At 50.9% G+C, this 20,900-nt stretch carries 13 protein-coding genes; 5 read left to right on the top strand and 8 right to left on the bottom strand.

Annotated features, from left to right (window positions below; genetic code table 11):
• The first annotated feature begins 145 nt into the window (after positions 1–145).
• Both E5354_RS07300 and E5354_RS07295 read left to right on the top strand, forming a co-directional pair.
• Positions 146–3,202 (top strand): SusC/RagA family TonB-linked outer membrane protein, encoded by a 3,057-nt coding sequence (locus E5354_RS07300; RefSeq protein WP_135946959.1) that lies wholly within the window; start codon positions 146–148, stop codon positions 3,200–3,202.
• A gap of 35 nt (positions 3,203–3,237) precedes the next feature.
• Complete coding sequence (locus E5354_RS07295) at positions 3,238–5,001, top strand: RagB/SusD family nutrient uptake outer membrane protein (protein WP_135946956.1); 1,764 nt, start codon at positions 3,238–3,240, stop codon at positions 4,999–5,001.
• A 167-nt stretch (positions 5,002–5,168) separates the two neighbouring features.
• Here E5354_RS07295 and E5354_RS07290 read toward each other — a convergent pair whose 3' ends face one another.
• The 4 genes from E5354_RS07290 to E5354_RS07275 are packed head-to-tail and all read right to left on the bottom strand — an operon-like array spanning position 5,169 to position 8,840.
• On the bottom strand, positions 5,169–6,014 hold the full coding sequence (locus tag E5354_RS07290) for an SDR family NAD(P)-dependent oxidoreductase (RefSeq protein ID WP_168353844.1): 846 nt from the start codon (positions 6,012–6,014) through the stop codon (positions 5,169–5,171).
• Complete coding sequence (locus E5354_RS07285; protein WP_135946953.1) at positions 6,011–6,817, bottom strand: SDR family NAD(P)-dependent oxidoreductase; 807 nt, start codon at positions 6,815–6,817, stop codon at positions 6,011–6,013. Before E5354_RS07285 ends, E5354_RS07290 begins: the two co-directional genes overlap by 4 nt.
• The gene (locus E5354_RS07280; RefSeq protein ID WP_123394810.1) at positions 6,814–8,052 is read right to left on the bottom strand and encodes an NADH:flavin oxidoreductase; all 1,239 of its coding nucleotides are present in this window, start codon (positions 8,050–8,052) and stop codon (positions 6,814–6,816) included. Before E5354_RS07280 ends, E5354_RS07285 begins: the two co-directional genes overlap by 4 nt.
• Positions 8,053–8,066: 14 nt before the next feature.
• Positions 8,067–8,840: a DUF1295 domain-containing protein gene (locus E5354_RS07275; protein ID WP_123395396.1), complete on the bottom strand. Its 774-nt coding sequence runs from the start codon at positions 8,838–8,840 to the stop codon at positions 8,067–8,069.
• Between the two features lie 301 nt (positions 8,841–9,141).
• Here E5354_RS07275 and E5354_RS07270 point away from each other — a divergent pair, with 301 nt between their 5' ends.
• The 3 genes from E5354_RS07270 to xerD are packed head-to-tail and all read left to right on the top strand — an operon-like array spanning position 9,142 to position 13,354.
• Positions 9,142–11,721, top strand: coding sequence for a YfhO family protein (locus E5354_RS07270; protein ID WP_246863763.1), 2,580 nt, complete (start codon positions 9,142–9,144; stop codon positions 11,719–11,721).
• On the top strand, positions 11,711–12,427 hold the full coding sequence (locus E5354_RS07265; RefSeq protein ID WP_135946951.1) for a hypothetical protein: 717 nt from the start codon (positions 11,711–11,713) through the stop codon (positions 12,425–12,427). Before E5354_RS07270 ends, E5354_RS07265 begins: the two co-directional genes overlap by 11 nt.
• A gap of 12 nt (positions 12,428–12,439) precedes the next feature.
• A complete protein-coding gene (xerD, locus tag E5354_RS07260) occupies positions 12,440–13,354 on the top strand; it encodes a site-specific tyrosine recombinase XerD (RefSeq protein WP_135946949.1) in 915 nt (304 codons plus the stop codon).
• A 4-nt stretch (positions 13,355–13,358) separates the two neighbouring features.
• Here xerD and E5354_RS07255 read toward each other — a convergent pair whose 3' ends face one another.
• The 4 genes from E5354_RS07255 to E5354_RS07240 form a co-directional block, all read right to left on the bottom strand.
• Entirely contained in the window at positions 13,359–13,967 is a 609-nt protein-coding gene (locus E5354_RS07255) for a DUF4294 domain-containing protein (RefSeq protein ID WP_246863762.1), read from the bottom strand.
• A 73-nt stretch (positions 13,968–14,040) separates the two neighbouring features.
• Positions 14,041–15,612, bottom strand: coding sequence for an L-aspartate oxidase (nadB, locus tag E5354_RS07250; RefSeq protein WP_135946948.1), 1,572 nt, complete (start codon positions 15,610–15,612; stop codon positions 14,041–14,043).
• Between the two features lie 64 nt (positions 15,613–15,676).
• On the bottom strand, positions 15,677–17,107 hold the full coding sequence (locus E5354_RS07245; protein WP_135946946.1) for an MATE family efflux transporter: 1,431 nt from the start codon (positions 17,105–17,107) through the stop codon (positions 15,677–15,679).
• Positions 17,108–17,411: 304 nt separating this feature from the next.
• Positions 17,412–20,897, bottom strand: coding sequence for a hypothetical protein (locus E5354_RS07240; protein WP_135946945.1), 3,486 nt, complete (start codon positions 20,895–20,897; stop codon positions 17,412–17,414).
• Between the last annotated feature and the right edge of the window lie 3 nt (positions 20,898–20,900).

The following is a 20,900-nucleotide window of genomic DNA, read 5'->3' as shown; positions in this document are numbered from 1 at the left end:
ATGAGCGATGTGAAAAATGATGCTTTATCTATCAATAATCGTGCAATGAATCAAAATTCATAGCTTGTGCAACATCGATTATATGCCTTTGCAGCCTATTGGACATAACTTTGTGTCGGAAATAACAAACCAATCTAAATATAACATGAAAAGAATAATTCTAAGTACATTTTTGCTCATAGTAGCAATCGCAGTACAAGCACAGAGCATCACAGTGCATGGAACGGTGGTTTCGGCAACCGATTCCGAACCTCTTATAGGTGCAAGCGTGATTTCAGATGTAAAGGGTGCTAATGGTGCTGCAACCGACATTGACGGTAACTTCATCATGACTGTTCCCGAGGGTTCCAACCTTACCGTTTCTTATATCGGGTTTAAGCCCAAGACCGTGAAAGCCCAACCTGAAATGACTATCATTCTTGAAGAGGATACTGAAACTCTTGATGAGGTGGTTGTGGTAGGTTACTCTTCGGAAAAGAAATCCGACCTCACCGGTTCGGTGTCGGTTGTCAAGATGAAGGATGTCGCCGACACGCCAACCGGCAATGTCATTCAGTCGCTCCAAGGCCGTGTGGCAGGTATGACCATCACTACCGATGGAACGCCCGGCGGACTCAGCACAGGAACATCAATACGTGGAGCTTCATCATTCCGAGGCGATGCCAACGGCCCGTTGTATGTAATCGACGGCGTGATGACGCGTGAAAATCCCGGAACAATACTCAGCAGCAACGATGTCGAGTCGATACAGGTGTTGAAGGACGCCGCTTCGGCTTCAATCTACGGAGCCCAGGCTGCCAACGGTGTTATCATCATAACCACCAAGCGGGCAAAGTCGGGCGAGGCGCGCGTGACATTCGATGCTACGTTGACAATGCAGACCTACAACAGCGGTCTTGACTTGCTCGACTCCTATCAGTGGGGCGAAGTATATTGGTCGGCTTATAAATATGCACATAACGGAGCTACTCCGTCATCGGCCGTATACGGCAACGGAGCCACCCCCGTATTGCAGACCTACAAGAATCTCAACGGTGTCGACGTGCTTCCCCAATCGACCGACTGGGAGAAGGAGATTCACCGCACTGCCCTGATGCAAACCTACAGCGTAGGTCTTTCAAAGGGTGCTGAAAACGGTTCGTCGTCACTCTCGCTAAGCTGGCTCAATCATGACGGCATCGTGAAGGGTTCCGACTTTCAGCGCATCAACACCCGATTCAGCTCCGATTACGGATTCCTTGGCAATCGCCTGAAGGCGGGAGGTAATATAGCCGTGAACTGGTGGAAGGCCCACTATATGCCCGACGGCGCCGAGGAGAATGCCGTTAAGCAGCATCCCGCCAAGGCTGTCTATGATGCCGACGGCGTGTATGTTGACCAGATTAACGATATATTGGGTGATGCACCCAACATGATGCGTCTTATTAACAATAACAAGTCCAACAATCATGAATACTGGCGAGTGTTCGGTAACGCATATCTTCAGATTGAGCCTATAAAGAACCTTATAGTAAAGACCAACTTCGGTGTCAACTACTATAACGAAACCAACAAGACTTTTGAGCCCAAGTGGCTTCGTGACGATGTCAACAAGCTTACTCAGTCAACCGCAAAGAATGTCGACTGGGTGTGGACCAACACCGCTCAGTACAACATCGACTTGGGCAAGAACTCAATCATGGCTCTTGCCGGTGTGGAGTCGAAGAAGTATCACAACGAAAGTTTCTTCGGTTACGGTACGGGACTGGAGATAGAGGATCCCAACTACATATATCTCGGCAACGTGACGGCCAACAAGAATGTGGGCGCCGGTGCTTCCAACTACTCGATGTTCTCGGGATTCGGAAAGTTGAACTATACCTACGACAACAAGTACCTTGCATCGTTCACTATACGCCGTGACGCATCGTCACGCCTCTCCAAGGATCACAACTACGACTGGTTCCCCTCGTTCTCGGCAGGATGGCGCATATCGCAGGAGAGTTTCATGGAATCGACAAGCAGCTGGCTTTCCGACCTGAAGATTCGCGGATCATGGGGTATCAACGGTAACGACCTCATCGACAATGAAGCGTTCTATGCCAAATATCTCATGAGCCTTGACCGTGGTTCCTATAACATGAACGGCGACGGCACTACACTGTCACCCGGAGCCTTCCGTATCCGCACCACCAATCCCGATCTTAAATGGGAAAAGACCTATCAGACCAATTTCGGTATCGATGCCGGATTCCTTAACAACCGACTCACCGTTTCAATCGATTATTTCCACAAGGAAACCAAGGACATGCTTGTTGAGAAACCATATATAGCGACCATAGGTGAAGGCGGTTACTGCTGGTATAACGGCGGTGAGATGGTTAATCGAGGCTTCGAGGGACAAATCACCTGGCGCACTAATGTGAATCGTGACTTCAGCTACGAGGTAGGATTCAATTTCACGCTTCAGAAGAATGAAGTGACCGACCTGCTCGACGACATCTACTATTCCTACGGCGGAGGTTATGCCGGACACTCACTTGTGGGACAGTCGCTCGGTTCATGGATGGGATTCAAGACCGACGGTGTTTTCCGCTCTCAGGAAGAGGTTGATGAATATTGCAATCGTTATCAGGTAGAGTTCGGACACCCGGCAGTGGGTCGTGTGAAATATGTCGATGCCGACGGTGACGGCAAGATAAACTACAATGACCGCACATGGCTCGGATGTGACCTTCCCAAGGCTCAGTTCGGACTTAATCTCGCCGCCAACTGGAAAGGCTTTGATTTGAGCATGTTCTTTACTTCAATCATACGTGACGCATTCAACAACTCGAAGTACTATACCGATTTGTTCCAGTGCTGGAACGGTAACCACGGCACCCGCCTGCTTGATGCCGCCAAGGCTTACGACAACTATCTCTTGACCGGCTACTATAATTGTGACACTCCGGCTCCTACGACCGACAATAACAACAATGAGCATGAGGTTTCGGAATTTCACATCGAAAACGGTTCGTTCCTGCGCATGAAGACACTTACCGTAGGTTATTCGCTGCCCGCCTCGTTGCGCAGCAAGCTTAAGCTGTCAAATGCACGAATATATCTTCAGGCACAGAATCTGTTCACCATCACCAACTACTCGGGAGCCGATCCCGAAGGACTCGGTTATCCCTACGCATTGCCCCGTCAATACACTGTGGGTATACAATTCGGTTTCTGATAACAAAACAACAACACCATTAAATTTTTAATAAAATGAAAATACAAAATATATTACTTACTCTCGGATGTGCCGCAATGCTCGTGGGCTGTAGCGATGACTTCCTTGAAAACAAGCCTCAGGGCAGCCTTTCGGACGGTGTGATGAATTCGACCGACGCCATAGATTTGCTGGTAAACTCAGCCTATGCCTCACTATCGGGTTTTACCAATGAGCAGGGCGATCCCTGGGTAAGACCTACCACCAACTGGAGCTTCGGTGAAGTTCGCGCCGACAATGCCTATAAAGGCGGTGGCGGTGAAGGTGACCTGTGGGATATCCATGCTATGGAAACATTCCAGGTACAGAGCAACAATGGTAATCTTGACGGAAAGTGGTTTAACCTCTACAGCCAGATATCACGATGTAACGCGGCTCTAAGAGTTCTCAACAAAGCCGATGAAAATGATGTGCCTGTCAAGAAATCACGCATAGCCGAGATGAAGGTGCTGCGTTCACACTTCTACTTTGAACTTGTGCGCCTCTTCAACAAGATTCCTTACATGGATGAGAACCTTCCTGAAACCGAGTATGTCAATGTACGCAATGACGAGTTCACACGCGAACAGCACCTCGACCGAATAGCCAAGGAGCTCCTTGAAGCAGCCAATGACCTTCCTGAACGCCAGGATGAGGTGGGCCGCATCAACCGCAACATCGCGCTCGCCTACGCCGCCAAGGTAAAACTCTATCAGGCTTATGAGCAGGATGCACAGACTCATGCCGTAGTCAACATCAATAAGGGCCTTCTCAAGGAGGTGGTTGAACTTGTCGACCGCTTGTCGGGCTACGACCTGCTTCCCGATTTCCAGGGTCTTGACCTGGTTGCCAACGAAAATGGAGTTGAATCGGTGTTTGCCGTGCAGTATTCGATGAATGACGGTTCAGGCGATGCCGGACGCGTCAACTGGAGCAACCTGCTTAACTCACCCGGCGGCAACAGCCCTTATCACGGTGACGGATTCTTCCTCCCCTCACAGGACCTGATTAATGCTTATCAGACCGATGATGCCGGGCTTCCCGTGTTTGACTACCAGTCGCGTCCCGACTACGGTGTCGTGACATTCATCGACGATGAGCATCAGACACTCGGCAACACCGAGCCCAATGTCGATCCCCGTCTTGACTTTGTGACCGGTCGTCCGACAATCACCTACAAGACCTATCGCAACACTCCCTGCCAGTCATGGGTGCGTGACCGCGGAGTCTACGGACATAATTGTGCAAAACGTTTCTGGGTATCGCCCGAGTCATCCGACATGTATCAGGGTTGGCCTTGGGGAGCTTCGCAGCTCAACTGGCAGATAATTCGTTACGCCGACATGCTTCTTTATAAGGCTGAAGCCTTGATAGAGATAGGCGAGGACCTTGAGCAGGCACGCAACATAATCAACCGCATCCGTCAGCGCGCCAAGAGCAGTGCCTATGTCAAGGACTTCAACGACCCGTCGAAGGATGCCGCCAACTATAAGATAGGACTTTACCCCGCTACTGGATGGAATCAGGACTATGCACGCAAGGCTCTACGCACCGAGATGCGTCTTGAAAAGGCTCTTGAGGGCGAGCGTTACTTCGACCTCGTGAGATGGGGTGTTGCCAAGCAGGTGATGACTGCTTACTTCAATGCCGAGAAGGACAACCGCATCTACTATCAGGATGCCAAGTTTGATGATGGCGAGGAGTACTATCCCATTCCCGTTGCACAATATAATTTTTCATTAGGTAAATATACTCAGAATCCCGGTTATCCGAGTTTCTAAAGGCCATTAGTTTTTAAGGTTAAAAAGGTTTTGGGAGGAAGTGTGAGCTATTGTGGATTGATTCTGTCGATAGCCGCACTTCCCTTTTTATTTCTGTGTTTTCACATGACTTAATAGGAGCATCAATCGCGTGTGCTTCCGTGTTTATGTGTTCGGCTGCCCATCCATTACGGCATGGCCTCTGAAGTCGATATGGCAAGAGCGTCGTTGACGGCTTCCGAAGCAATTGAGTGAAGCGGATTGCGGAGATAGCTTTCGGGTATCGGGGTGCAGTGATTGAGCGTAAATATTTGTCCTGTCAATTGGGTGCCGGCCGCATTAAGAGCCGGTGCGGCTCCCTGGGCGGGAGTCGATATCAAGGGACGGAAAAACTTGTCGCTCAACATGTCGATTACACGGTTGCCGAGCGTTATTATGCCTGAATCGACGATTCCCGGGTCTGAGCAGTTTACGCGGATGCCGCGTGGTGCAAGTTCATGCGCGAGGTCGAGCGCATAGTGCGTGAGCATGAGTTTGCTGCGCCCGTAGGTTGTGAATCGGTTGTGATGGGTTATGGCATGTTGTTTCCAGTCGGTTCGGAGTTTCGCAATGTGTCGTGTCATGGATGTAGTAAACACTATGGCGCCACCGTTGATTATTCGCGGCAGCAACATTTGTGTCAGCAGTGCCGTGGATAGGAAGTTGGTCTGGGTGGCCGATTCATATCCGTCGGCGGTGAGCTTCATTGTTCCGGGCATTGTTCCGGCATTGTTGAAAATGGTGTCGACGGCCATGTCACGCTCCCTTATCGACATGACGAAATTGATTACCGAGTCAAATGACTCGAGGTCGAGCTGCATTGCCGTGAGCGTCACGTTGCAAGGCGACAGGCGGTCAATCATCGCCTTGGCGCGGTCTTGATTGCGACAAGCGAGGACAATGTGCGACACTCCCGATTCTATAAGCCGGTCGACAATTGCGCTTCCTATGCCGCCTGTGGCTCCCGTTACGATGTGTACAGGATTGTTGTTCATTGGTTGATGCGGTCGAGTAAACGTGTTTTTATGATTAATCGCGCCCATTCGGGTAGCGAGGCTACTGCTACGATAGCCATGCGGTTGAGGCCTCCGTTTATGTATTGGGCACGGCCCTGCAGGGTGCGTCGCAATGCCTTTTTTACAAATCGTTGCGGGGTGTCGAGCGCATGCAGTTTCACTCCGAGGCGCTGAAGTTTGGGCGGCAGTCCGAACAGATTGGTGGCGATGCCTCCGGGGCAGGCTACCGTTACCGATACGCCGAGCTCCTTAACCTCGATGCGCAGTGCCCGGGAGAATGCGCGTATATATGCCTTTGTGGCTGAATACATGGCTATGCCGGGCATCGGCATCCAGCACGACATCGACGACATGTTGAGGATGTAGCCTTTCACTCCGTTACGGCTCATGCGTTGTGCTATGGTGCGGCTGAGATGCGTGAGCGAGCGCACGTGCAGGTCGACATAGAGGTTGATGCGGCTTTCCAAGAGGTCGTTCACCGCCTTGAAATCAAATATTCCGGCATTGTTGATCAGCAGCCGAGGGGTGATGTCACGCCTGTCAAGGAACTCCGTGATTGAGGCTACTGCATTGCTGTCGGTGAGGTCGAGATATAAAGGGAGAGCCTTGACATTATAGAGTACACCTAAATCGGTGGCACACTTTTCAAGGGTGTCCTGATTGCTTATCATGACGACATTGCACCCTAAGGAGGCGAGTCGTCGCGAAAATTCCAATCCTATGCCCGACGATGCGCCGGTGACAATGGCCCAGCACCCTATAAGTCGTTTTTCGCGGTTCATTGCTTCTGGCGGGCTTTAATCTGCTCGATTTCACGGCACAGAGAGCGGGGAAGGTCCTTCACGCACTTGTGACATGCCATCTCAAGCGTGTACATTCGTCCTATGCAGTAGTTGGTGTGCTCGCATCCCGACGATTCAATGCCTTCGTCACGCATTCGATTTACGAAGTCGGGCATGGTGAGGAGGGCCCTTGCCATTTGTACAAACTCAAAGCCTTCGTCAAGCACTCGCTCGATGCCTGTGCGTGTCGAGCAACCGCCTACATATATGAGCGGAAGTTTAAGCTCCTTTCGGAACAGCTTTGCATCATCGAGGAAATAGGTTTCGCGATAGGGCACTGTGGGTATCATCATTTTTCCGAAAGCCCTTACGCCATACTTCAGCCACCAGCAGTCCATGTAATGTGTGAGTGCCTTTATTGGCATCTCGCCTCTCATCACATACATGGGGGCTTTGCTGACAAATCCACCGCTAAGCACTATGGCATGAACGCCGGCGCGTTCAATTTCGCGAGCCACGGTGAGAGCGTCGTCAATCTCCATGCCGCCTTTGAATCCGTCACGCATATTGGTCTTAACCACTACGCCCATGTCGCTTCCTGCGGCTTTCATGACCTCTTCGAGGCACATGCGCATAAATCTCATGCGGTTGTCGAGCGAACCGCCCCAGCGATCGCGTCGGTGATTGGTGTAGGGCGACAGAAACTGGCTGATGAGATAACCGTGTCCGGCGTGAATTTCCACGCAGTCCATGCCGCTGTCACGTGCCAGGCGCACTGCGTCGCCGAATGACCGGCTCATGGCTATAATTTCGTCCTCGCGCATCTTGCGCACAGGGGTGGGTGAGTATATGTTGAATCGTCCCGAGGCTGATATGGGCGTTTCTCCGGCTGTCGACTTGTGTGACATGTTTCCGCAATGGCCGAGTTGTATCGATGCTTTTGCTCCCGTGGCATGGATTGCATCGGTTATGTCGCGCAAGGCAGGCACTATTTCGGGACGCATCCACAGTTGGCGCGGAAACGAGAGCCCGTTACGTGTCACCGAGGCGTAGGCCAGGGTGGTCATGCCTACTCCGCCTTCGGCCACCGAAAGGTGATAGTCCTTGAGTTGCTGCGACGGACTGTTTCCGGGGCACATGCCCTCGAATGCAGCCGAGCGTATGGTGCGGTTGCGCAATGTGACGGGGCCTATATTGGCCGGAGTGAATAGTATTGATTCCTTTTTCGTTTCCATGTTCAGGTGGTGGATTAGTATATGAAGGGGATGATGCGTTTAAGTTTCAGCGAGGTGAACCGGGTGCCGAATTCCGAGGCATAACGGCGGTTGATTTTTCCCGCGCGAGGTGCAAGGTTGGCAAATGTCCACAATGCGAATACGGCTCCGGCCCATGACCAGGTGAGTATGGCAAATCCGGTCCATTCCACGACTTCGCCGAAATAGTTGGCCGATGACACGTAACGGAACATTCCTCCGCGAGGTATGTAGTGGGCCGTGTCGCCGGGTGAGCGCAGATGTCGTATTATGTAGTCACTGTGGATGTTTATAGCCATTCCGGCAAAGAATATTATCGTGCCTGTGATGAATTGAGGCGTGAGAAGCCATGAGTCGGGATAGCGGTCGGTCGGGGAGATGTAGAATATCCAGCCGCCCTGCATCAATGCGTTAAGCACATTGAATGTTATTCCCATGGCGATGATTGAAAGCGGCATACGCCCCTTGCCGTTTATCAGCAACGGGAAAATGAATGACCGCTGAAAGTAATGAAGCTCAAAGAGGAGAAACATTACCAACGGTGCCGTGTCAAACCGGCGTGACGAATACCACCACAGCAGTAGCATAGCGATGAACACGGGAGCCTCCATTGCCACCCAGCCTATGCGGTTGTCGACAGTCGCTCCCCAGCGGCGATTGTACATCATGCCGTAACCCGCCTCCACAAAGTGAAGCGCGATGAACACCACTACGGCTGTGACGGCCATGGCGATAAGAAACAGATTGAAGGATTCGGGAGTTACTATCATTGACAACGAATTGGTTTTGAAATCTGCCAAATATAGCGATAAAATTTCTATATCGGATGAAAAATGCAGGAAAGTGGGGCGATACCGGCCTTTTTTAGTCAAAAATGCGATAAATCCCGGATATTTTGCGACACACCGATACTTTCCATCCGCATTTAGCGCATAACATTCAGAGGTCGTAGTCGATCGGATGCCAATGTTGGTTAAGGATACGTATTTGCGTGATAAGATGTTTTTGGTGGGGCGGTGGGGAGTAGAACACGTAATTTTTTGTAACTTTGTCATAATAATTTAAATGGTTATGACCCAAACGGACAACAACACAACCCCCAAGCGCCCTGACACTTCGCTGTCAAAGGGATTAAGCACATTCATCAAGAGCAAGTCGTTTATAGGTTTCGTCATTTCGGTTGCCGTACTCGCAGTGCTTTCGTTGGTTTATTTCTATCCCGATGCAATGCAAGGCAACGAGCTGCGTCAGCATGACATGCAGCAGGGTGCTGCAATAGGCCATGAGGTGCAGGCCTATACCGAGGCTACCGGTGAGGCTTCGCGATGGACCAACTCCATATTTTCGGGTATGCCCAACTTCCAGATTGCGCCATCGTATCCGTCCAACGATCTGATGTCATGGATTGGCGACCTCTACACACTATGGCTACCTTCGCCGGCCAATCTTATATTCGCCATGATGATGGGATTTTTCATCCTGCTTCTGGCCATGAAGGTTAAGTGGTATCTTGCCTTGCCCGGTGCCATAGCTTACGGATTCTCGTCCTATTTCTTCATCATAATCGGTGCGGGTCATATATGGAAATTCATAACGCTCTCCTATATACCTCCCACAATCGCGGGTATAGTGCTGTGTTACAGGGGGCGTTATCTCGCGGGCGGCGCGTTGGCGGCGTTGTTTGCAATGCTCCAGATTGCCGGCAACCACATCCAGATGTCCTATTACTTCATGTTCGTTGTCGTGGGATTTGTGGTGGCCTACGCCGTTATACTGTATCGCCGTCACAATATTTCGCAATGGGTCAAGGCTACGGGCGCTCTTGCAATCGCGGCTGTGCTTGCTGTTGCTGCAAACAGTCCGAGCCTATACAACACCTATGAATACTCGAAGGAAACCATGCGCGGCAACCACAGCGAGTTGTCGGGCGAAGGTAACGCTTCGGCCGTGAATGCCGGAGGTGGACTTAACAAGGACTACATAACGGCGTGGAGCTATGGAAAGAGCGAAACGTTCACTCTGCTCATACCCAATGTCAAGGGCGGTGCCACGATAAAGCCCGAAAAGGGAGGCAACAAACTGCTGTCGCTTTACGATGTGGATGCCACTCAGGACCTGGTAAGGTCGGGACAGCTTCCCGGCGAAATGGCCTCGGCGCTTCAGCAGATGCCGCAATATTTCGGTGACCAGCCCATGACCAACGGCCCAGTCTATGTGGGTGCGCTGCTTATGGCCTTATTCCTGCTCGGATGCATAATCGTGAAAGGCCCCATAAAATGGATGCTGGTGATTGTCACGATCATATCAATCGCCTTGTCGTGGGGACACAATATGATGTGGCTTACCGACCTGATGATCGACCACTTCCCGATGTATAACAAATTCCGCACGGTGGCAAGTATTCTTGTCATAGCCGAATTTACCATACCGCTGCTTGCCGTGCTGGCTCTGCAGCAAGTGATAGCCAACCGTGACAAGTGGCGCGAATACAGGATACCGTTGCTTGTATCGTTCGGATTGTGCCTGCTTGTGTGTGCGATAGGCATAATCGCTCCGGGCACATTCGGCTCCTACCTGAGCGCACAGGAGCATGACTACTATGTGGCATCGGGCATGGCGATGCAGTATCCTCAGCTTTTTGCCGCGATAGAGAAGGTGAGAATGTCGATGGTGTCGTCAGATGCGTTACGCTCGTTTATCGTCATCGGCATAGGCGCATCGTTGCTGCTGTTGTTCTTCAAGGATAAAATCAGTGCGAAGGTGCTGTGCATTGTGCTCACCGTAGTGATTGTGGGCGACCTCTACATGGTCGACAAGCGTTACATCAATAGCGACAGCTTCCTGCCCCGTCAGCTTGCTCAGGGCGATCCGTTTCCCCTCACACAGGCCGACCGACAGATTCTCGCCGACACGACAATGAACTACCGCGTGATGAACATTCCGCAATTCGGCGAGGCCGCGCCCTCCTACCACCATAAGATGATAGGCGGTTATCATGCCGCCAAGCTTACGCGCTATCAGGACATGATCGACCGTCACCTGATAAAGTTCCAGGGCGGTGATGTGAGCGAGGCCGACATGAATGTCCTCAATATGCTCAATGCGCGTTACCTCGTGATGAGTGACGATGAGGTATATGTCAATCCCGATGCTCTCGGTAACGCATGGTTTGTCGACAAGGTTATGTATGTCGATGGTGCCGATGCCGAGATGGCCGCTCTCGACACCATAAATCCCGCCGTTACGGCAGTGTCCGACGCAAAGTTCCGTGACATACTGGGTGCGAATGTCCCAGTAAAGCAACCGGGCGATACCATATTTGAAACCACCTACGCTCCCAATCGACTCACCTATCATGCACAGTCGGGCAAGGGCGGTGTCGCAGTGTTCTCGGAGGTCTATTTCCCGTGGGGATGGAAAGCGTGGATTGACGGTGAGCCCGCCGACATAGCGCGTGTCGACTACCTGTTGCGAGCCATGAGAATACCGGCGGGAACCCATGAAATCAAGATGGAGTTTGACCCCGAGTCGCTTCATGTGACATCGTCGCTCGCCTACGTGTCAATAATCATAATCTATATAGCTGTGGTGGCGGCAGCCCTGCTCGGTATAATTGGATTGTCGCGTCGTAAGGAGGACGATGAATCTTAAGCGATACTACACGGCATTTAACCGCTACAAGCGCAGCAAGGGATTCGGAATCCACTCGCCGTTTGCTTTCTCCTTCGTGCTTCAGGTGCTCAGGGAGCGGTGCCCTTACTATGCCTACGACGACATTTCGTCGCGGCGCAAGCTTGCATTGTCGCTTGCTGCGGATGTCGCGCGACATCCGCGCATAATATCGCTCAAGAATGCGAAAATGCTGTTTCGCATAGTGTGTTACTTCAATCCGCGTGTCATGCTGCAGATAGGCACATCCTACGGTGTGTCGACAACGGCCATGCTCGATGTCGACAGCCGGTCGAAGCTCGTCATATACACCGGTGACAACCCGCACCGTGACATATATGACAAGGTGACGGCCGACTATAAGAAGCGCATCCGGGAGGCGGCGACGGCCGATGAGGCCATTTCGCACTACAGGGCCGTGAGCCAAGGTGACGGTGTCAGGTTCATGGTGGTGAACTCGGTCGACAGCGACATGACGCGTGAAAGCGTGCTGCGATATGCCGGTGAGGTGCTCGACGGCGAGGGTGTGGTGGCTATGCGAAATCTGTCGCGTGACGAGCGGATGGCGACACTGTTCAATGACGTGGACTCGTCGCTTGCCCACGGCATGACATTCACCAACGGGCGCATAGCCGTTATAGTAGGCTACAGGCATCTGCCCCGACAGAGTTTCTCGTTATGGTTTTAAGAATGATGTGACATGGCTGTCCGCTCGATAAATGACATAGAGGCTGTACTTGCATCCTATGATGCCTACATGATGCTTGAACGCGGATTGAGCGAAAACACCCGCAGCTCCTACCGTGACGACATAGACAAGCTTGTGAAATATCTTGCCGAGGAGGGAAAGCGGTTGAGCGGCGTGACGCTTGACGATCTGCAGGCTTTTATTGCCGACCTGCACGACCTCGGTATCGCTCCGGCATCGCAAGCACGTATTATATCGGGGATAAAGTCGTTTTTCCGCTACCTTAAGCTTGAAGGATACATTGACGAAAATCCGGCTCTGCTGCTTGAGAGTCCGCGGCTGGGGCGTCACCTGCCCGAGGTGCTGACCGTCGACGAGATCGACGCAATGGAGTCGTGCATCGACCTTCGCTCCCCCGAGGGGCAGCGTAACCTTGCCATTATGGAAACTCTCTACGGCTGTGGATTGCGCGTGAGCGAATTGGTCAATCTCGACCTCTCGCATCTGTTTCTCGACGAGGGTTACATCGTTGTGCGCGGAAAGGGCAGCAAGGAGCGCATGGTTCCCATATCGGATGTCGCCATGCACCATATACGCCTCTATCTTGAGCAGCGCGCCGACATGGATATAAAGCCGGGCGAGGAGAACATCGTGTTTCTGAACCGACGGGGGCGCAGGCTCACGCGTGTAATGATATTCTACATTGTCAAGAGGCTGTGTGAGCTGGCCGGAATAAGGAAGGAGATAAGCCCCCACACGCTGCGTCACTCATTTGCCACACACCTGCTTGAGGGCGGGGCAAATCTCAGGGCGATTCAGCAGATGCTCGGACATGAATCGATTGCTACGACAGAAATATACCTGCATCTCGACCGCTCGATGCTGCGTGACGAGATACTCGCCCACCATCCGCGCAACCGCAGGTGACGCATCACAACATTCCCTGCTCGACGAGTACGCACACACGCTCGATTATCGCATCGTCGGAATCCTTGTCGGGGTTGTAGCCCGCCTTTAGGTTGACACCGAAGAACTTGCCGAACGTTTGCCAAAATCCGGCACGGAATGTGCCGAGAAACGCTTTCAAAATAGAGTAGCTGCTCTGGTTGGTTTCGCGGTTTATCAGTTTTACGAGCATCTTACCCTGGGAGCGCGTGAATTTCTTCAGCACGGGCTTGTATTGGTTGAATACCTCCTTTTCCATGCGCGTAAGGTGATCCTCACGCTCCTTCTGGGTGGGGAATGTTTCGATGTATTCGTAGGTTTCAAGAAGGGTTTCGGCTATGAGCTTGGCGTAGGGGAGAGTGCGCTTCACGTCACGCACCGTGCGCCAATAGAACTGCTCCTGCTTCTTGTTCTTGAACTTCAGGGGCGGATAGTAGGTGATGTTGTTGAGCACAACCATCAGGGCGGTGTCGCCCTCCTCGGTGATGAAGTGATAGCGTCCCTTCACGGCTGCCTGCTGCGGATTGCGCGGCACGGGCACACCGTCGGTGTCGAGCTTCTGGGCACACATCGACGTTACACTTAATATCATCATAAGAATGGTTATAAAAACTCTCATAATCATATAACGTGCAATGTGGCTAAAAGATTATGCTGCAACGGCGTAATTAGTGCTCGGTGTGGGGATAGTCGACCGTGTAGTGCAGTCCGCGCGATTCCTTGCGCTCCATTGCCTGGCGCATTATGAGGTAACCCACGTTGATGATGTTGCGCAATTCGCATATCTCGCGACTTGCCTTGGAGCACTTGAACAGCTTCTCGGTTTCCTCATAGAGGATGTCAAGACGGTTCCATGCGCGCTTCAGCCGCAGGTCGCTGCGCACAATGCCCACATAGGTTGTCATTATCTGTCCCACTTCCTTTATGCTCTGGGTAATGAGCACCATCTCCTCGGGGTGGCGGGTGCCTTCATCGTCCCATTCGGGCACATCGTGACGGTAGGGGTAGTGGTCTTTCACCTCCATTGCGTGACGCGCGGCTGCGTCGGCATATACAACGGCCTCGATAAGCGAGTTGGAGGCCAGTCGGTTGCCGCCGTGCAATCCAGTGCACGAGCACTCGCCCACGGCATAGAGTCGCTTGATCGACGACTCGCCGTTGGAGTCCACCTTTATGCCTCCGCACAGATAGTGGGCGGCGGGAGCCACGGGTATGTAGTCCTTGGTGATGTCGATGCCGAGCGAGAGGCACTTCTGGTATATGTTGGGGAAGTGTTTCTTGGTTTCCTCGGGGTCCTTGTGCGTGACATCGAGGTATACGTGTTCGTCGCCGTATTGCTTCATCTCGGAGTCGATGGCTCGTGCCACAATGTCACGCGGGGCGAGCGAGAGTCTTGGGTCATACTTGTGCATGAACTCCTCGCCGCGCTTGTTGCGCAACACGGCTCCGTAGCCGCGCATGGCCTCGGTGATTAGGAATGAGGGGCGGTCGCCGGGGTGATAGAGCGCCGTGGGGTGGAACTGGATGAACTCCATGTCCTTTACCGTGCCCTTGGCTCGGTACACCATGGCTATGCCGTCGCCTGTTGCCACAAGGGGATTGGTTGTCGTGGTATAGACGGCTCCAACGCCTCCGGTGGCCATGAGTGTTACGCGGGCGAGGAATGTGTCGACCTTGCCTGTGGCGGGATTTAGCACGTAAGCTCCGTAGCAGGTTATGTCGGGGGTGCGGCGCGTAACGATTTTGCCGAGGTGGTGCTGCGTTATTATCTCGATGGCGAAGTGGTCCTCGAATATGTCGATGTGGGGGTTGTTGCGCACGGCCTCGATAAGGCTTTCCTGAATTTCGGCTCCCGTGTTGTCCTTGTGGTGCAGGATGCGGAATTCGGAGTGTCCGCCTTCGCGGTGCAGGTCAAAGTCGCCGTTTTCGTTCTTGTCGAAGTCGACGCCCCACTTTATGAGTTCGTTTATCTGTGACGGCGCATTTGTCACGACCTTCTTCACAGCCTCGGGGTCGCTCAGCCAGTCGCCGGCTATCATCGTGTCCTCGATGTGCTTGTCGAAGTTGTCGACTGCAAGGTTGGTGACCGAAGCCACGCCTCCCTGAGCAAAGAATGTGTTGGCCTCTTCAAGCTTTGTCTTGCAGATTAATGCCACCTTTCCCGTACCGGCTACCTTGAGGGCGAAACTCATGCCCGCGATGCCTGATCCGATTACCAGATAATCATATTCGTAAGTCATATAGCAAAACTCTTTTTCGTGAATGCAAAGTTAATGTAAATCTTTGATTCCACCACAAATAAATTTACGCCTGGAGGGTGTCGGCGTCATGTCGGATGCCGATTTGCGGAATCCACCGGCCCCGGAGAAGCCTGAACAGGAATATGGCACCGCGGAAGGTGAGCTCGGCGCACATGGCTATCCACACTCCCTTCAGCCCCATGGAGCGTGCGAGAATCCACGCCAGCGGGAGCCTTACGGCCCAGATGCTGCCGAAGTTCATGATGGCGGGAACGGTGGTGTGGCCGACCCCTACAAAGACTCCGTAGGCGACTATCGAGGCGGCAAACATGGGCTCGGCCCAGGCTTCGATGCGCAGCGACTCCACGCCGAGGCTCTGAATCTCGGCTACGGGTGTCATCAGCTCCATTATCCACGGCGCGGCTATCCACATGAGCACTCCCATGACCGACATCACCGCCATGCCGAGGCCCACGGTGATGTAGCTGAACCGCTTGACGAGCTCGCGCCGCCCTGCTCCGTAGCTTTGGCCTACAAGGGTGGTGGCGGCATCGCCTATTCCGTAGCCGGGCATGTAGCACAAGCTTTCGGCTGTCACGGCAAATGCGTTGGCGGCTATGGAAAAGACTCCGAGGGGTGCCACAATCATTGTCACGGCTATCTGTGCGCCGCATATTACGGCGTGTTCAACGGTCATGGGAACCGATATTGTCACCGCCTTGCGTATGATCGATTTCCGGGGACGATAGCTGCCGTGGCGGCCGCGCAGACGCAGTTCGGGCTGCCGGTAACAGAGGTAGTAGAGCATGAGGGAGGCAGTGACGGCTTCGGCGAGCACGGTTCCCAGTGCGGCACCGAGCACTCCGAGTCCGGCACCGGGAATGGTTATGTCGATGCCGTGCAGGTTGAGGTGATGTGACGGGAATATCAGCAGGAAGTTGAATAGGCAGTCCATGATACACATGAGAATGTTGAGGGCGCTCGGCACCTTCATGTTGCCTACGCATCGCAACATTCCTCCCGCCAGGTAGTTGAGCGTGAGCAGGGGCAATGCCGACACAAACACGAGGAAGTAGAGCGATGCCTGGGGGTTGATGTCGTCGTTGCCACCGAGCCAGCGGGGCAGCGAGGGTGCGATGGCAATGCCTATGGCTGTCACGGCGAGGCTGAATATGAGGCACGCGGTTATGGCCTGTCGCAGCACGTTGCGTGCGGCTGCATCGTCCTTGGCTCCGACCTTGTGGGCGGCCTGTACCGAGAATCCCGTAGTGACGGCCGAACAGATGCCCCAGAAGAGCCAAAGGGTTGTCGACACGAGTCCTATCGCAGCCGAGTCGTCGGCTCCGAGCCGTCCCACCATCGACGCGTCGATATATTGCATGAGAATGCTCGACAATTGCGCGAGCATTGCCGGGAGCGACAGCATCACGGTGAGCTTCAGCTGTTGGCCGAAGCTCATCGGGGCTCCTTCTCTTATTTGCGATATATCGGCCATGATTTGTGGAGGGTGTAGAAGGGGGCTACAAACTTACGGATAAATTCTGGATAATCCGTAAGTTTGTGCGTTTTTGTTCCGTTTTGCATTGAGTTTTTGAGGTGTGGAGTGTAGTTTTGCAATGGGCTGATTTGTAGGTGTTTGATGGTTGGAAACTATAGCCATTTTGTGTTTTTGAAATAATTGATGGTGGAGAGGGGATGGTAAAAAAAGAGGAGGCAGCGAGAGAACCTGTCGCTGCCTCCGATGTGTGGGGATGTGTGTATAACTATTTTTTATGTGTGGTTTGTTGTTTCCTTTGTTGCTATTGTTGTGCTCGGATTTGATCGTAGGACATACCCTCTTCCTCAGGGGTGAGGTCGCGGACACAACGCACCTTATTTATTTCATTGTATGATTTTGCTGTTGCTTCAAAATTGAGAGTACTAAGGTTCTGTGTAATTGAGCAAATTGTAGAGCTTTCATGTGTCAATTCGCTATTAGTATTTGCGGGGGTACTTTTATTCCATGCAGGAATAGTCGAACTCATAAAATACCAATAATTGCCGGAGCCAAAATCTGGAATTGCTCCACTACGCATCATAATTATAAGCTCCTTTTGATTGGGCACACGCCAACCTTTGCGATTTAATTTGTTCAATTCTTCACATGGAGTTGCATCGTTCACATCATCTTGGTAATCTATAGCACCTTGAGCGTTATTGGTAAAGTTAACATCAGCTTCTGCTGATTGTGGGGTTGCTTGATTACCACGGAACGCTATTTCAAATCCATATTGACCGAGCATGTTGCCCTCGGAATTTACTTTATGAATAGCTATAGGATTGACTGTATAATTGCGAAGAGAGCTTCCATAGTAATGCTTAACTCTTACAACACCTCCGGTAGAATAGTCACCTTTTCCCAATTCTACCTCATAGGCGGGGTCAACAGGGTCATCTTCGGCTGTTGCTGTAACAGTGCTTAAATCTACACCAAGATTGCGAATACAACGTACCGCCCATGGTGACTGACAATAAGTAGAAAAGTTGCTTATTGACATTCCCTGAGTTGTCCATATTGTGCGATAATCGCTTGATGCAAGAAATAAACGAGAATTATTTCCATCGCCATTACCTGATGCAGGGAAGGGCAATTGTGGATTGTTATCATAATTTAAGATAGGTTCCCTCAAAGAATTTCGTCCCATTATGACACGCATATATTTTCCTGAGGCGGGAAGATACCAACGAAGTTCATCGGCATCGATGACTCCATCACCATTGTTATCCCGGTTTCGGTTCATGCATGCGTGCATGGCATGGATAACTTGAATGTCATTAATGTCATTAATGTTGTATTGAGGGTCATATTCACTCATTCCTTTATTTCCGCCATTATCATCTCCTGAAAAACCATTAGGAGATAGCAGCACTGGTTGTGGAACCGGCCATGTTTTAGGGGCGGCACTAAAATTTTTAACGTATTGGGTTTGATTTGTATTTGTGATTCTGTTTACATAATTGACCTTGCCATAAGTTCCGTTATTCGCATTTCCCGAATTGACATACGTATTCCAGTTACCGGCTTGGTCTCCTCCTCCGCTGCCTCCACTACCAATCCAAACGTTGTAGCGCCCGTTATTTACTGAAAGAGTGCCATTCACGCCATTTGAAGTTGTTACTGCAGGATAGGTATCTCCCGCGACAGTATTAACTGTTCCTGACGGCCAACGAAGATTCATGCCGAAAGTTTCATTGTCATATTCCACACCGATGGCCGTCTGTATGTTTTCGGTATAATCATAGTAAGTCTGTATCGACTTCTGTGATATACCATACTTCGACTGATAGTAGCTGCTTTCTTTGTCGGTCGAAACAGATTGCGCCACATTGAGATAAGCCACACGGTTGGGCTTCATCACGTAATTGCGCCAATTTCTTCCGGTTTCAACTCCCGGAGTTGTTGTTTCATCTTCATAAGTGTATTCATTTACAAATACAGTAAACCATCCATCGGTTGATTGATCATATAAATTTTGCGCATTTGCACGAATTTCATTGAGATTGCATTTCATAAACGGAGTTCCATCAGGGCCTACAGTTACTCCCGGATAAGGAGCGAGTACATCCTCTCCTTTAGTTGGAACAATCTCCACCCACGAAAAATAACGGTAATTATTGTCATTCCTGTCGGGAATAGCATCGCCTGTGGGATTTCCGTCTTTGTCAATAGAATAGTTATAGGTATTTTCTCCATAGTAGGAACGCATGGAGAAACTGAAGTTTTGGAGTTCTGTTTCTGTGAGCTGAATGTTGAATGCATTGTAATGCGAATCAAGGTCAAACATTTTATTTGTCACATCCGACACTATACCTTCGGCTCCGGGCTGGGGTTCGGGGTCGGGTTCTCCGTTATTGCGGAATGCTTCAACAATGATTGAATTGGCAGTCAATACCTCTACATTATATGTGTAGATTGAATTGCGTAAACTGTTGAAATCTTTAGGGTCGGGATCTTGGCCCACGTAGCCAAGATGGATTGTGTACACGGCATCTACTGTACGGCTGTCTACTTTATTGGGTAATCCGGTGACCCCATCGGGGTTTACAATCGGATCTTTTTCTATATAAGTGAGTTTTGCGCGTATTTCCATATAGGTGGCGAAGTTGTTGAGCGTAGGGGTTTCGGATGGGCACAAGCTTCTGTAAACGCCTGTGTTGGCACCTGTTGCGTCGTTTTTCCACTCTATTTCGCGCTTTTGATAGTCGGTGCAGAAGTCAAGTCCCGTGCGCTTGTTCTCCATCATCCAGAAGTCAAACGAATATACTCCGTCTTTTTCGTTGATATTAGTAGACGGATAAATCAATGATGACTTATAGTTAGTGTTTTTTTCAGCATCTTTTTCCAACGCATCACCGGCATTGGCATAATCTGTATTTTTTTCAGGTGGAGTTCCAACCGGTAGCTGTGGTCGTTCATACAACCAACTGTAAATGGGCACATTGTGTATGACAAACGATTCGGGCTCGATTTTTAAAATCTTTATGTCGTTGTTTTCCTCGGTTGCAGCCTGTAGATTTACTTTAACTTGTGTGAACGGGCGACGCAGGTGTATGCTTCCAGGCATTGACACATTTCCGCCGTTTGTCTTTGGCAGAGGGATGGCATAAGGTTTTACCGTATTCCAGTCAAAGTCGGCAGTATGCGATTCTTCAAGATATATTCCACTCATGGGAAGCGGATTCTGTGTTGCATTAGGAATATTAATATCAGCACTGCCTCGAAATAGTTCGCGTTCAATTATGATTGATCGGAAATCATCCCATGTTGATGCATTTTCAAGTAACTCCTTAAGTGAAGTACTTGTCCTTTTTTCGTCTTTAATTGTAAATCCAAAGTTGCGGTCAGGATTGGCCACAGCAACTATATAGCTACTTCCTGATTTCGTTTTTATATTTGTGAGTGCATGTCTGTTATGATCTTGACTTCCTGCTACAAAACCATGGTCATTTTGGGCCTCAAGAAATAAACCGTTTTTACCATTATCGGTAAGAGTGCTTTCCCCTGAACGGGAATTATAAATTCCTATCCATAAGGTGTTCACCTTATAGGCATCTTCTGTGGACATATCGGCACGCGAAGATATTTGTGTGAATGATGGAGTATTGAGATTTAAAGATATTGTCGTGTCTTCACCTTCAATCTGATTCTCACATTCAAACTTTATATCATCCTCACATGATGTCAAACCTATAAAAATGGCGATAAATGCAGGGATTATCTTAAGATATTTTATATAGTAGTTCATGTC

The sequence above is a fragment of the Muribaculum sp. NM65_B17 genome (assembly GCF_004793735.1).
GTDB lineage: Bacteria > Bacteroidota > Bacteroidia > Bacteroidales > Muribaculaceae > Muribaculum > Muribaculum gordoncarteri.
Note: the sequence above shows the minus strand (reverse complement) of the source record. Positions and strands in the feature narration are given on the sequence as shown.